Here is a 13556-nt window from a genome sequence, read left to right on the forward strand (position 1 = left end):
ATCGTACTCGATCCCCCTCACCTCTTCCTCCGGACCTTCTGCTGCTTCCCCGGCAATTCATGCCCCACGTGCATCTTCGTCCCCGCCGACTGCACATGCTTCGGCTTCTCCGCAGACACGTTAGACTGATACTGTCCCCTCACTGACTCCCGGCCCCGCTTCTCCGGCTCCCGCAGCCGCTCACCCGGTCGCGTTGGCCCCTTCTTCTTCTCCGTCCGCTTGTCCTTGTGGATATCCTCGCTCTCCAGCTCCCCGATGATATCGAGCGGCTCGGTCTCGCACTTCGTCAGCCGGATGATCTCCAGCAGCCGCTCCATGCCGATGAAATGCTCCGCCATCACGCGTGCAAGCGGCGTCATCACGAGCCTCGTGCCGTGCTTCTCCACCAGCTTGTGCGTGATGAGGTCCGGCAGCACGGGCTCCATGCTCCCCACCATCATGCCGTTGATCCGGTTGAGGTCCGCTTCTTCGCCATTGCACGCGATCGCGTTCGCCACGTACTCCTCCGAGCTCGCCTCGAACTCATGCACCGGCGCAACCTCCTCCATCTCTCCTTTCAGCAGCTTGATGGCGATCTCCTCTTCCGTGCCCGGGTTCTCCCGCGAGTAACTGCCGCCGGGCTCTGCGAGGATCACGACACGCCCGAGGTCGTGGAAGTCGGGCCGTCCCGCCCGGCCTCCCATCTGGTTGAACTCCTGCACCGAGAGCCAGTCGCGGCCCATCGCCAGCGCATCGAAGATCACCTGCGAGGCGGGGAAATCCACCCCGGCCCCGAGCGCTGCGGTCGTGACAACCGCCATGAGTTTGCCGGTTAAGAACTTCGTCTCCACGTCCCGGCGTTCCACGGAACTTAAGCCCGCATGGTACGCGGCCGCCCGGATGCCGAGCGCATCGGCGATCGTGTGGCACCGGGCCCGGGCGTTGGTGAAGATGATCGTCTGGCCCCGGAAACCCTTAGACGACGTGCGCTTGTACTCCTCGGTCGTCATCTGCTTGATCATCGGGATCTTCATTTTGCGCTCGGTAAAGAGGAGGTACCGTTCCAGCCCCACCGGGCGATCCGCGTACACCACGAGCGTGCAGTTCAGTTTCTTTGCCAGGATCTTGGGTGAGCCGATCGTTGCTGACAGGTACAGGAACTGCGCCTGCGGCGCGAGATATTTGAGCCTCGCGATCATCCCGTCGAGGCGGTGGCCCCGGTCCCGGTCCTCCAGCATCTGGACCTCGTCAATGATCACGGTGCCGATGTTCGCCATCTTCTGGCCGCAGCGGATCATGTTGTCCACGCCCTCGTACGTGCCGATGATGATCGGGGCCTGCGGATTCCGGTCCCCTACTTTGCGGGTCTCGGGGAGATTGAGCCGGCTCGTGCCCGTCAGCAGGCCGGACTTGGCAAACTTCGCGTAGCGTTCGGTGAAGCGCTCGTACTTCTGGTTCGCGAGCGCCACGAGCGGGACTAAAAAGAGCGTCCGGCCCCGGCCTTCCATATAGTTCTTCATCCCGGCCATCTCGCCGATGAACGTCTTGCCGCTCGCGGTTGCCGCCACCACCAGCAGGTCCTTTCCCCGGAGCAGCCCGGCCTCGACGGCGAGGTGCTGCGCCGGCATGAGCTGCTTGACCCCGCTCGCTTCCACAAATATGCGGGGGAGCGGCAGCTCATCGATGGACGCGGTCGTCATCACCGGGTGGGCTTCGAGCTTGTCGAAGATCGCCGACTCCATCGTGATCTTGTCCGGCGAGAGGGTGGCTAACACCCGGTCAAGGTTGCGGTACTGGGCGAGGAGTTTTTCGAGATGCACGATCCCGTCCCGGCCCAGCCGCCCGATATGGGAAACCTCGCGGCGCAGCTCCTTTCTCCCGCAGTCAAGGCAGATCTTCTCGTTCTTGCCAAACGTGATCGCATCCTCTTCATTTATCGGCGTGTACCGCTCGTCGAGCAGGCACATCCGGCAGAGATTGACGGCCCCGGCCTTGACCTGGAACGCCTCCAAAAACTCCTCGAAGAGATGGTCCCGCTTCACCATCCGCACATCCGACTCGCGGAGTTGCGCGATGAGCTCCTTGGACGGCGTGTGCGTGTAATCTTTCTTCGAGCCCCACTTCACCCGGTACTTCGTGGGCCGGGGACCGCGGGGCGTATCCATCATCTCGACGTAGGCTGCGCCCCGCACGCTCTTGCCATCGTAAAAGAGGAGCTTGTAATTGCCGCTCCGCTGGAGCTGGACAATGATCTTCATGGCGCAATCAGGTCGTGGATCACGTACGCGAGTTCCACGCTCTCCAGCCGTTTTAAGAAATCCGTGAACTCCTCATCAACGATCACGATCGCACAGGTGATCCCGTGGAAGGCCGCCTCGATCACGCCTTCCCGTGCGCCAAAGAACATGTCGGGCTTCCGGCCCGCTGCTTCGAGCGCGATATACGCTTCGAGCCCGACTGCGGCAACCATCCCCGCCTCGCCGGTGATAGCCAGCAGTTCCGCCCGCTTGACTTTCCTTGAACCCCCGTGCTGGATCCGGGGCACCTTGCAGACATGGATCATGCCCTCCTTGTGCTCGATGATCCCGTTGAGCCGGGCCACGCCAACATCCTGGCCTTTCTTTGCATCCGACACAACAGTGCCGGTGGCGGCAAGCGGGGATTTGCCGGCATAGAGAAAACCATCCATCATGTATACGCCGACTTCGTCGCCCTTGGTCAGGTTCTCTGCGGCAATGGCCGCCCAGACCGAGACCTGCTGGATGATATCGCGCCGGATATGCCGGGCATAGGACTCCAGCGACTCGGCATTGGCCAGCACCCACTCGATACCGGACTTGGTTACTTCGTAGTTGCCCCGGCCGATGGCAGAGACCATGCCTTCGTCAACCAGTTCGCGGATATATTCCGAGATTGCCTGCGGGGTTACGCCCATCTTCTCGGCAATCTCCTGCTGCCGGACGGCAGGCTGGTGCTCGGCGATCTCCACGAGAATCTGGAGGCGCGAGACTTCACGTTTGCTGCGCAGAATAGAGTAGAGGGGATCCTTAGCGCCCAGTGTCAAGCAGCACCAGTCCCTGGCCTTTGACATCCATATGGGGAATCCGTTTTGCTATGCCCTTGACAAAGACCGGGCTGACCGTGAATTTGCGGGAGAGTTCATTGATCGAGCTGTTGCCCTTGGTCAGCTCGCTTTCAAGATTATCCACGACTTCCCGGAGTTGCTCGTCATTGGAGAGGGAGATGTAGATGATATCGGCGAGATCGGAAAGGTTGCACTGGAAGTTTGCCCGGAACTTGTTGTACGTGGCACGGAACTCTTTTTCCGGTTTTGCACCGGGCTTGGGCATGCGCCACTGCTCTTCGATCATATTGCCTTTCTTTAAGAGCTGGAGACACACCTCCACGTGCTCCGGGCCCACCTGCGCCTTTATTTCATCTTCAGTCAGCCATGATTTATTGAGCAGTTCATAGACCTTTTTAAAAGATGGATCATTGAACGTCATCAGGAGCGGAACGAGTTCCACTGGATCGTTAACTATTCGAATATGGCCCGGCACGGTAAAATCCCTATTATTATATCGTCATGCGATTCAATAAGTTTTTCCGGACATACATGCGAAAAACGGGCAGGATCACAGTATGCGGAATTGTCCAGGGTGTGGGGTTTCGCCCGTTTGTGTACGCTCAGGCAACGACGCTGGGGATCGCTGGCACGGTAAAAAATCTCGGCAGCGAAGTGGAGATTTTTGCGCGGGGAGCGCGGTTTGAGGAGTTTGTGGCAGCAGTTGCCCGCGGCCCCCCGCTTTCGCGCATCGATTCAGTGAAGGTTGCCGACACATCCGCAGAAATTCCTGACGGTTTTTTTATTCTGCCGAGCGCCACCGGGTCCTTCAGCGGCATGATCCCGCCCGACATTGCGTGCTGCGACGAGTGCATCGCCGATATTTTCCAGCGGGGCGGGCGGTACGAGCTCTACTGGGGTACATCCTGCGTGAACTGCGGGCCCCGGTACAGCATCATCAACGAGATCCCGTACGACCGCGAACGCACCTCGATGGATGAGTTCCCGGTGTGCCCGGCCTGCGCAAGGGAGTACAACGATCCGCACTCCCGGCGCCACCATGCGCAGACGATCGCCTGCGCCGACTGCGGGCCGGAGATCGAGCTCTTCGATACGGAGGGCCGTAAGGTGGACTGCTGCGATCCGGTGAAGGAAGCAGCACAGCTGCTCGATGCCGGAAAGATCCTTGCGGTGCGGGGAGCCGGCGGGTTCCATCTCGCGTGCATCGAGAACTCGGCGGGTGAGCTGAAACACCGGCTCGGCCGGATCGAGCAGCCTTTTGCGTGCATGGTGCGCCCGGACTATATCGATCGCATCGCGGAAGTATCGGCACAGGATCGCGAACTGCTGACGAGCCCGGTCCACCCGATCGTGGTGCTCACGAAACGCGATCCCACGGCCCACGCAACGATCAGCAACATCCATACGATCGGCTGCATGCTCCCCTACACCGGGCTCCACCATCTCCTCTTCTCGTACCTGAAAAACCCGCTCCTCATCATGACGAGCGCCAACATGCCCGGCTACCCGATGATCACGGCCATCGACCAGGCCATGGCAAAGCTGAACCGGGATGTGGACTTTTTCTTAACGCACAACCGGACGATCGTGAACCGGTGCGATGACTCGGTAATAAGGGACGGGTACATCATCCGGATCTCGCGGGGGATTGCCCCGAAGCGGACGGCCATCGATCTCGGCAGGCGCTGCATTCTTGCGGTTGGCCCGGAACTGAATGCGAACGCGACGATCTACCGGAACGGGTTTGCCGTCACCTCGCCGCACGTGGGCAATGTGCGGAACCCGGCCACACTCGAATATCTTCAGGAGACCGTGCGGAACCTCCAGCGGGTGCTCGGCGCAGAGTTCGGCGTGATCGCCCATGATCTCCACCCGCAGTTCCTCTCGACGCGCTTTGCCCGGGAGCTGGCAGCGGAACACGAGCTGGAACTGATCCCGGTCCAGCACCACCGGGCCCATATCGCCGCCACGACAACGGAGCCCTGTATCGGGATCGCGATCGACGGGGTCGGGTACGGCGATGACGCGACGATCTGGGGCGGGGAGATCTTCTCCGGGCAGGTGCCGGACTTCCGGCGCGTGGCCCATCTCGAACCGGTGCCGATGCCCGGCGGGGATCTCGCCACCCGGTTCCCCGAGCGGATGCTCTACGGCATCCTGCCGGATGAACGGGTCCTTGACATCCTTGCGGAGCGGGGATGGTCGGATATCGAAACCGGTGTGATCCGGAAACAGGTGGCCTCGGGCTTCAATGTCACGCAGACGAGCAGTACCGGCCGGGTGCTCGATGCCGCCGCCGCACTGCTTGGCATCTGCCGGGAAAAAACCTATGACGGCGAACCGGCCATGAAACTCGAAGCTGCCGCGTATGGCGGGCGGGCGGAGCCATGGGAGCTGGTGTATGGCTCCGATACCGGTTGCGCCATACTCTCCACCCGTTCCCTGGTGGAGACCGCACTGGACCGGATGCAGGCAGCACCCAAAGGAGATCTCCGGGCCGTGCGGGACATCGCGGCATCGTTCCAGTACAACCTCTCGCGGGGAATTGCAGCGCTTGCGATACGGGCTGCCGAACGTGACGGCATGCAGAACATCGCGATCAGCGGCGGGGTTGCGATCAACCACGCGATCAGGGAGACCATCAGGAACGAGATCCTGGCAGCGGGCTACACCTGCATCATCAATGCCGACTACCCGCTCGGCGACGGCGGTGTTTCCTTTGGGCAGTGCGTGTACGCCGGAAAACTTTTAGGGCAGAGAAGGTAAGTCACCATGGGCCATTCTGCCTGCAGGTTCGAGCATTTTATCCGTGGGGAGACATAAACAGGGAAGTACGTGCAATGGAACCACCTGAACCAGTCCCCGATAAAGAGCAGAAGATAAAAAACCTGGAGCGGGACTTAAACGATCTCCGCCAGGGACTTACCGTAGTCTCGGATTTCTATAAAGAGCTCGAATCCACCTCGAAACAGCAGGTCGCATCTTTAGAGATCGATGAAACGATCGTCAAGCCCCTGATGGAAGATGAACTCGAGTTCGAGAGCATCTGGAGTTTCCACGAAGAAGTGCTGATGGCAGATACTATGGCTCATGTTCCCTGCACAAAGATGTATGAGGCGTTCGTGCAGTTCTGCACCCGGAACGGGAGGCGCGTGATGGAGCAGGAAGCGTTCGAGTTCGTCTTTGAGCATATGGAGAATCCAAAACCCGCATGTGATCAGGGGAACTGGATTGGCTACCGGCTTCGTGCCGCTAAAGAATGAGCGATTTTTTTTAGATACCAGTTACTTCGTAAGGGACTCGTTGCATGCCGGTTCATGATCCCATCCGGCTAATAAACCGCCCGTGCATAGGTTTTTTCCATCTGTGAAGCAACGGGGCTCCATTGAAACATCCGGTCGACTTTGGCTCTTCCCCGCATGCCAAGCATCTCAGCCTTTGACGGGTCGTTGATCACATTGCTTATACCCCATGCAAGAGAGTCCGGCGTGGGTTCTGCCTTTATTCCGTTCACGAACGCATCGATATTCTCTGACAGGCCACCCACATTTGACGCAACGACCGGCTTCTCCGCACTCCAGGCTTCCAACAGGACAAGACCGAACGGTTCGTTCCGGCTGGGAATAACTACAAGGTTGCAGGCATTCAGGAGACGGATATATTCTGAATCGGGAATGTACCCCACAAAATTTACCGGGAGATCCCAAGCCCGTTCCTGGAGGGACTGGCGCATTCCGCCATCCCCGGCCACAATTACCCGGGCATCCCATCGCTCCCGGCATACTTTTTTTAACGCCTCGATGAGAATATCCGGGCCTTTCTGGTACACGAGCCGGCCGATGAACAGGATAAGAGGGGCGTAAGGATGGATGCCATAGGATCGTTTCACTTCCCCGGGATCAATAGCGGACCGGTACTGCTGGGGGACTACGCCATTGGGAACAACATCGCACTTACCGTCCGGAATGTTGTAGAGCTGCATCACCTCTTTTTTTAAGGTATCTGAAACCGTTGTCACTCTCTTTGCGATCAGGCCTCCGTACCACTCTTTGCCGGAAATTTCCCGGTACTCCCACCAGTCCCCGACATTGTTGCCGTTCCTCCCGTATTCCGTTGAATGGAAGGTGAGGATCGTGTCCCTCTCCTGAAGAGAATGCAGGGCCTGTATGGCATGCCAGTCATGGAAATGCAGGATATCGAAACGTCCATGGCGATCACAGGTGCGGAATTGCTTAACCATCTTAGTGCTCATATCATCGCAGTATTGTACAGGATTATTTCCGGAGGGCTGGCAGTAATGATACTGCACATGGTTCACGATCTGGTCCGGGATAAAACCCCGGGTAAAATAGTGAACTTCATGGGATTTTGCCAGGTTCTCTGCAAGATTGGTTGCTGCAACCGCAAGCCCACCCACTCGTTCAGCATACATAGACTCCCAGCAGAAAAATGCTACCTTACGTGATTCCATAACTCTTCCTTCCTCTCATCGACAACCGTGACCGGATCTTTTATCTTCGCGTGTTCCTGTTCCAAAGCCGGTTTTTCATCTTCCCGTTCACTTATTAGTCTCCGTGGGGATGTTTCCAGTGATTCCGGATAAAATCCGCGTAAAAACAATCGTCTGCCGTACAGCTGCCACACGCATGGGCAGGGCATATCTTTCCAAATCGGGCATCGCGCCGCTGGAACCGGGCATCCCGGTTCCATTTTCCCAGGGGATAACCTCCGGTGCCATAATCCATGCTCATTTCTTCTGCAGTAACGTGCTCCGGGGTCCCAAATCTGAAAATAATCTTCACCGGGTCCGGACTATATATGGCATATATAAAAACAACTTTGTTAAAAAACAGATTTTAAGACAAAATTTGAAACTCAGTACCCGATCACTCCAGAAAAAAGGAGGAGAATTCCGGTAAAAACACCACCCTAATACCCGAGCGACTCCTTTACCAGGATCAGGGTGATGCGTCCAACATTTTTCTCATGGGAAATAATCACACATTTTCCGATCGTACTTGGGGTATCGTACACCTTATGTGCCCGGACATTCTCTAAGGGGTAGACGTACTTTCTTACCCTGTTCAGTGCATCTTCAAGCGTGGGGACGATCTTGTTTATACCCACCACAAGGATGAGATGCCCGGCCGCAAACGGCCATGCACCGACACGGCTCCCGCTCGCATCACATCCGACAATCTCCCCGGTCTGGGCAATGGCATTTGCACTCGAGATAAAATAATCGGCAGTAACAGATTTTCTGCGCAGATCTGCCCGCTTTGCCGCATCATTCTCCGCATTGATTACGGTATGCATGAGTTTCCATCCGCTCTTTCCACCGGCAATATACTCCTCAAATCCTATCTCGATGAGGGTCGTTGAGGAACCGGCCATCACTTCGCCATTGCGGGGAATGAGCCGTTTGATAACCGACATTGCCTCATCGCCGTCAGCCGCCGGAATCACCGTTATGCCGCGTTTTTCGACAGCTTTGATAGTCAACTCGACAATATCCGGCGTAGGGAACCGGTTCCAGGTATCCGGGTCTGTGATTACTTCCGGATAGAGGTTTACCGCACTGTACGGGGTTACTTTGGTCATAGGTACTCCGATGATGTAGTCATCCGAATCTAAGATAATAAAAGTATAGCCAAATTCCGGAAAAAGAAAATACCATGAATTAAATTTACCTCAGCACCGATCGGGAATCCGGAACTGGCGGGCACATACCGGGATTGCCTCTCCGGGGGTCGGGAATAGGTGGTACATATCCGCCATATTGTGAACAGGCAGATGATGAGATGCATCCGGTATTCACGCAGGTGCCCAAAGAGGGGGCCACGCTCCATATTCGCCACGCGTGATGCCCCCTGGTGAACGGCGGTGGTTGCAGCGGTAGCTCCGGCAGCCCCGCTTCCGATTACAAGAAGATCATATTCCGCCGTGCAAAATCATCCATCATTCTCCAATAGTGATAACCTGCGCAGGACAGAGATCCGCAGCCTCTGTTACGCATGCAGCCTGATCTGCTGAAGCGGATCCTTCTGCAGGATTATTTCCCAGCCGGAATTTTTCAATAACCTGGCTGAATGAGTCATCCGCGTTCTGTTCAAAGAATGCCGGGCAGGTATCCCAGCAGGTTCCACAGCTTACGCATCCATTCCTGTCAATTACAACTTTCATGTTTCCTCAGGCGATGGGTGGGAAATATCGTGAAGGCAGCGGACTGAACCGTTGTGTATGCCGGTTGTCCGCTGGCCACGATTCTTCCGGGGTTAAACAATAGTTCACAAGTGTATTGTTCAACAGTCTGCCAACCCGCTGTGCTTTTCCGGGATCAAACGGTACTGGTAAATAATCTGGCGCATATCATGCATGTTCATCTTCTCGATGAGGAGGTGTTTTTCCTTGAGTTTTTTTAAGGCGTACCGTACGGTTCTTGGGGAAGAGGCAGATTTACTCACGAGATCCTTATGGGTCATTGCACCTTCTGTACAAAGGATCTCGAGCACGTTTTTTTGAGACGGGGGTAATAAAACCATAATTATTTTCCTGGCGCGATTACCTTAGCCGCTGCTGGTCCCGCAGCAGCTTTCCTGTCCTGGATCAATCGCATCCTTTTCTGAAAGAATACGGGAGAGCGCTTTTTTCACAAAATCGTCGACCGATTCCATCTTTCCCCAGGATTCCACAAGGTAAGCATCGGATCTTTCGGCATCAGGCATGATCAGGACATATCCATCCTGGTTGGGCCCGGACACATATTTTTTCCCGATGTGTAAGTGATGAAGCCCTTCCTCTTTGTGTTTTGGAATCCTTGCGTGAATGATCCAGTATGTCAAGGCATCTGTTGCATCGAGATAAATTTCATAATCCTGCTCGAATTTTTTTACCAGTTCCTGTGTTTGTTCTCTCAAAGGTCTCACCTTCTACCAATGAATACGATTTTTACTGTATCACGTAAGTACGCAGATAGACTCCGGTGTGCGAATCATGAGCGCAAGACTCTCAGAAATACTGAATTCAAGCGAGTCTTCATACGGTCCGTTGTAACCGATGCTCATATCCTGCCCGAGTACAAGGGAACAATACTGGCGGCCGGAAGCGAGCAGGACTCCGCCTTTTTTAAGGACCGCAGCCTTGATGACATCCCCGGCAAGTATTGTCCGGATGTGATCGAGTTCGGTGCCATTACCCTGCGGGTACCGGCGCAGGAGGAGATTGTACTGGGCTGGAGCAAGGGCCATAGAGTAGGGACCGTGGAAACCGGCATCATCCAGCAGGGTCACTGCATTGATGATCTGGTCAGCAGCTGTACCAACCTTGTCCCATTTTGTCAGGGCAAGCGAACCAGCACCTTCAGCATTGAGGAGCCCCGGGGTATTCAGGATCCCGTTAAAGATAATATCATCTTCTTTTTCCGCACATGTTATCGCGGCACCGGCAGCCGGGCCTGCATCCAGGGCCAGCCGGTCCCGTTCGCCCGCGGCAAGATCCCGCTTGTTCAAGAAGAATGAGGTGGTTATCAGGTTCACCGGGATGAATGTGCTGGTTGTGATCCCATCGGGGGTCTCGTAGTCGCTGAGGGGTATGACCTTGAGCCCGAAACCGAACGGACCATCGATACTGAGCAGGCGTCGTCCTGAAAGCTGGCTTTTTGCAGCTTCTACCATGGTAGTATCGAGCAGTTTCCAGGTCTCAGCGCTGAGAGGGGCGTCTTCACGTCCCAGGTAGGTTTTTTCCATTTTTTTCATCTCCTAGGATTTTTTTAAGGATCCAATGGTAGTTTCACCCACGGTTTGCGGGGGGCTTTGTTCCGGGGGGGCCAGTGATGCAGCCATGGCATCGACTTCGAGGGTTCCCTTTTTAAGATACCCGTCTTCATCTCCGGTAAGGATGGAGATGAGGCGGGCAAATTCCCCGACATGCACACGCTCTTCGTTCGCGATATCGATCAGTACCGCTTTTGCAAGGGGGTTATCCGTAGCATCGGCGTGGGCAAGGTACGTATGGACAGCCTCATGTTCGGCTGCCAGGTCAAGGCGCAGAGCCCGGACCAGTTCTCCCTCAGTCAGTGTGCGTTTCGGTATCATTCCGCTGAACGGGTTGACAAATTCCGGCATATTTTTCACGTTCCTTTTTAGTTAGTTCAGGAGATCCTGGGTGGGCAATGCTTTATTTTTTCAGCGAGCTGAAGCGTTGTTCAACTACATCCCAGTTCACGATGTTCCAGAACGTATCGACAAATTTTGCCCGGTCGTTCCGGTAATCAAGATAGTAGGCATGCTCCCAGACGTCAAGAACCATCAACATATCGAAACCGGGGGGCACGTTCGTGTTGTGTTTTTCTATCTGCAGAATAAGCAGCCGCCCGGTTTTCCGGCAGAATGTCAGGACAGCCCACCCGGAACCCTCGGCACTCGTTGCTGCCTGGGTAAACTCTTTTTTGAACCGTTCATATGTGGAAAACTCGCTATTGACAGCTTTTGCCAGATCCCCCTTTGGGATCCCGCCGCCTCCCTTTCCCGCGGGAGCCAGGTTTTCCCAGAACTTGTTGTGGAGCCTGAAACCGCCGATGAAAAACGACAGTTCCTTAAGGGTCGCCTTCATGTCGGGGTCGGTATTTTCCCTGCGTGCTTTGTCCAGTTTTTCAAATATGCTGTTGGCGCCGTTGACATACGCCTGGTGGTGTTTCTGGTGATGCAGCTTGAGCTGCTCTTCAGAGATATGAGGGGCAAGGGCAGAGTATTCGTACGGCAGTTTTGGGAGAGAATAAAACCTGTTTTCGTCCATGATTCTGATCCTCCGGAAACGAGGGAGCTGCCGGCTCGGACAGTTCCCCACTTTGGATGGCATCGACTACAGAAAGGTATAGGGTTTTTCCTCAATGTCAAATTGTAAGACTAAAATTGAGACATGGTCAAAGGTAATAAAAAAACAGGCACGATCCCGCCGTCACCATGGGAAAATTGTATTAACCAGAGCAGGTTGTTGTTCCGGACCGCGTAAGGTTCGATACTCTTTTTTCGTCGGTCAATTGGTTATCAGATTTCCCTACCCGGGCACCTGTGTTGTTTAGGGGGTCCGGATTATTTCCCGCCCGTAAAAAATTCTGCCTGGTCTGCAGCCTGCTTGCAAGGATTATCGGGATTGATCAGGTTACCTGCCGGGATGGAAGGTAATTTTTTCCGGGGTGTTCTCCAGCCACTCATTGATGAGGGGCCGTTTTTCTTCCGCTGAAATTTCCCTTGTTGTTTCAAAAAAAGTTTCTGAATCTGGATTTCAGGACATCTGCTATAAACCCCCGCTTCACAGGGATTATGGTGAATTTTTATGTCTACAACTGCACAAACCATGGTTAACAGTATCACCACCAGGAATTACCCAAAGACATCGATTAGACACGTAAATGCACATGACGGGCTCTCACCGGATTTAATGGACAGAGCAAGTACCACGGGTTTCGGGGAGCAATTCCTGCTCAGCGGGATAGAAATCAGTCCCGAAGAGATGCAAGAGCTTAGGATCTTTAAAGAATTTTTGTCGCACCATGTGCTCCAGAACAAGATCTGCAGCGTCCAGTGTATGCTGTTATGGAATGAATGGGTCCGGGCATTCCTGCGCCAGACCCACGAATTTCCGAAGATTGTCCTTGAAAAAGAGTTCCGTATCGTTGTTGAAGAACATCTCGGTGCAGGAATCGTCAGCGAGGATTACCTGGGCTCAGTCTACACCGGTATAAAGTTCGTACCGTAACTTATAAGGAATATATGAGGCAACGACCTCTCCTTCTTTTTATTCCCTTATCTGTCAAAGGATCTGTTTTCATAAAGAAAATCCAGAACGAGGGTTTTAGGTCTGTAGTTGCCGTCATCCTGACCGTCAGGATTTCCGGATGATACGGGGGATTGCACCGGAATTGAACAATTCCACGCTTTTTTAAGATCCAAGGATGTTTTACAGGGGCCTTTCAAGGATAACTTCCAGGATTCCGTCACGAAATCTTTTTTTACTGATCCGTGAACCTTCAGGAACTGAAATTTTCCGCATGACCATCGCATCTGGTTTTGACGCGGATATTATCAGCTGTTTTTTTTCCAGATCAATCCTGATATTCTCTTCGGGAATGCCGTGAAGATGGATTATGATTATCATCGATCTTCCGCTTTGAGATATACCGGTTGGCGGGCTGATAATGGTTTTTTCCCCGTTTTTCTTTTTGGTTCTTTCACCCATATGATTCCCTCCATGCTGACAGAGTGAAAAATGCCCGGGTTATCACCGGAGTTTTAAAAATTGCCAGATATCCCGGGCCCGGGTTGGAAGTTTGCTGGTGAACACTTCCACCGTTACAGGATATTTTACCTGGCCATACATTACTGACTCGATCATATTTTGTGCTGGTTGAGGCATTGCTTTTCTCTTGGGGACATGAATTTTTGTCAAAACCCGTATATCGGATATTTTCTCCGGAGTAACGGGAATTCTGACA

General features: G+C 54.5%; 16 protein-coding genes. 3 read left to right on the forward strand and 13 right to left on the reverse strand.

Annotation, left to right across the window (positions count from 1 at the left end; all coding sequences use genetic code 11):
- Nucleotides 1–17 precede the first annotated feature (17 nt).
- The 3 genes from WC593_07390 to WC593_07400 are packed head-to-tail and all read right to left on the reverse strand — an operon-like array spanning nucleotide 18 to nucleotide 3539.
- Entirely contained in the window at nucleotides 18–2237 is a 2220-nt protein-coding gene (locus tag WC593_07390) for a DEAD/DEAH box helicase (protein MFA4824969.1), read from the reverse strand.
- Nucleotides 2234–3043 (reverse strand): MarR family transcriptional regulator, encoded by an 810-nt coding sequence (locus WC593_07395; protein ID MFA4824970.1) that lies wholly within the window; start codon nucleotides 3041–3043, stop codon nucleotides 2234–2236. Before WC593_07395 ends, WC593_07390 begins: the two co-directional genes overlap by 4 nt.
- Nucleotides 3027–3539, reverse strand: a complete 513-nt coding sequence (locus tag WC593_07400) for an ArsR family transcriptional regulator (protein ID MFA4824971.1) — start codon at nucleotides 3537–3539, stop codon at nucleotides 3027–3029. Before WC593_07400 ends, WC593_07395 begins: the two co-directional genes overlap by 17 nt.
- Before the next feature lie 56 nt (nucleotides 3540–3595).
- Here WC593_07400 and hypF point away from each other — a divergent pair, with 56 nt between their 5' ends.
- Nucleotides 3596–5830: a carbamoyltransferase HypF gene (gene hypF / locus WC593_07405; GenBank protein MFA4824972.1), complete on the forward strand. Its 2235-nt coding sequence runs from the start codon at nucleotides 3596–3598 to the stop codon at nucleotides 5828–5830.
- Nucleotides 5831–5904: 74 nt separating this feature from the next.
- Nucleotides 5905–6327, forward strand: a complete 423-nt coding sequence (locus tag WC593_07410; GenBank protein ID MFA4824973.1) for a hypothetical protein — start codon at nucleotides 5905–5907, stop codon at nucleotides 6325–6327.
- A gap of 68 nt (nucleotides 6328–6395) precedes the next feature.
- Here the strand turns inward: WC593_07410 and WC593_07415 are convergent, their stop codons facing one another.
- From WC593_07415 to WC593_07455, 9 genes are all read right to left on the reverse strand, one after another.
- Complete coding sequence (locus WC593_07415) at nucleotides 6396–7535, reverse strand: glycosyltransferase family 4 protein (GenBank protein ID MFA4824974.1); 1140 nt, start codon at nucleotides 7533–7535, stop codon at nucleotides 6396–6398.
- 94 nt (nucleotides 7536–7629) lie between these two features.
- The gene (locus WC593_07420; protein MFA4824975.1) at nucleotides 7630–7866 is read right to left on the reverse strand and encodes a hypothetical protein; all 237 of its coding nucleotides are present in this window, start codon (nucleotides 7864–7866) and stop codon (nucleotides 7630–7632) included.
- A gap of 127 nt (nucleotides 7867–7993) precedes the next feature.
- Nucleotides 7994–8665, reverse strand: coding sequence for a lactate utilization protein (locus WC593_07425; protein ID MFA4824976.1), 672 nt, complete (start codon nucleotides 8663–8665; stop codon nucleotides 7994–7996).
- Nucleotides 8666–9022: 357 nt separating this feature from the next.
- Nucleotides 9023–9247 (reverse strand): ferredoxin, encoded by a 225-nt coding sequence (locus tag WC593_07430; protein ID MFA4824977.1) that lies wholly within the window; start codon nucleotides 9245–9247, stop codon nucleotides 9023–9025.
- A gap of 119 nt (nucleotides 9248–9366) precedes the next feature.
- Nucleotides 9367–9606 carry a winged helix-turn-helix transcriptional regulator gene (locus WC593_07435; GenBank protein MFA4824978.1) on the reverse strand — a complete coding sequence of 80 codons (240 nt, stop codon included), beginning with the start codon at nucleotides 9604–9606 and terminating at the stop codon, nucleotides 9367–9369.
- 24 nt (nucleotides 9607–9630) lie between these two features.
- Nucleotides 9631–9981, reverse strand: a complete 351-nt coding sequence (locus WC593_07440) for a hypothetical protein (GenBank protein MFA4824979.1) — start codon at nucleotides 9979–9981, stop codon at nucleotides 9631–9633.
- A gap of 39 nt (nucleotides 9982–10020) precedes the next feature.
- A complete protein-coding gene (locus WC593_07445) occupies nucleotides 10021–10809 on the reverse strand; it encodes a family 1 encapsulin nanocompartment shell protein (GenBank protein ID MFA4824980.1) in 789 nt (262 codons plus the stop codon).
- A 12-nt stretch (nucleotides 10810–10821) separates the two neighbouring features.
- Complete coding sequence (locus WC593_07450) at nucleotides 10822–11187, reverse strand: Rubrerythrin (protein MFA4824981.1); 366 nt, start codon at nucleotides 11185–11187, stop codon at nucleotides 10822–10824.
- 52 nt (nucleotides 11188–11239) lie between these two features.
- Entirely contained in the window at nucleotides 11240–11857 is a 618-nt protein-coding gene (locus WC593_07455) for a superoxide dismutase (GenBank protein MFA4824982.1), read from the reverse strand.
- Nucleotides 11858–12502: 645 nt separating this feature from the next.
- Between WC593_07455 and WC593_07460 the strand changes: the two genes are divergently transcribed.
- Nucleotides 12503–12820: a hypothetical protein gene (locus tag WC593_07460; GenBank protein MFA4824983.1), complete on the forward strand. Its 318-nt coding sequence runs from the start codon at nucleotides 12503–12505 to the stop codon at nucleotides 12818–12820.
- A 201-nt stretch (nucleotides 12821–13021) separates the two neighbouring features.
- Here WC593_07460 and WC593_07465 read toward each other — a convergent pair whose 3' ends face one another.
- Nucleotides 13022–13300 (reverse strand): Hsp20/alpha crystallin family protein, encoded by a 279-nt coding sequence (locus tag WC593_07465; GenBank protein ID MFA4824984.1) that lies wholly within the window; start codon nucleotides 13298–13300, stop codon nucleotides 13022–13024.
- Nucleotides 13301–13556 lie beyond the last annotated feature (256 nt).

It is taken from the genome of Methanoregula sp. (assembly GCA_041645435.1).
In the GTDB taxonomy this organism is placed as follows: Archaea; Halobacteriota; Methanomicrobia; order Methanomicrobiales; family Methanospirillaceae; genus Methanoregula.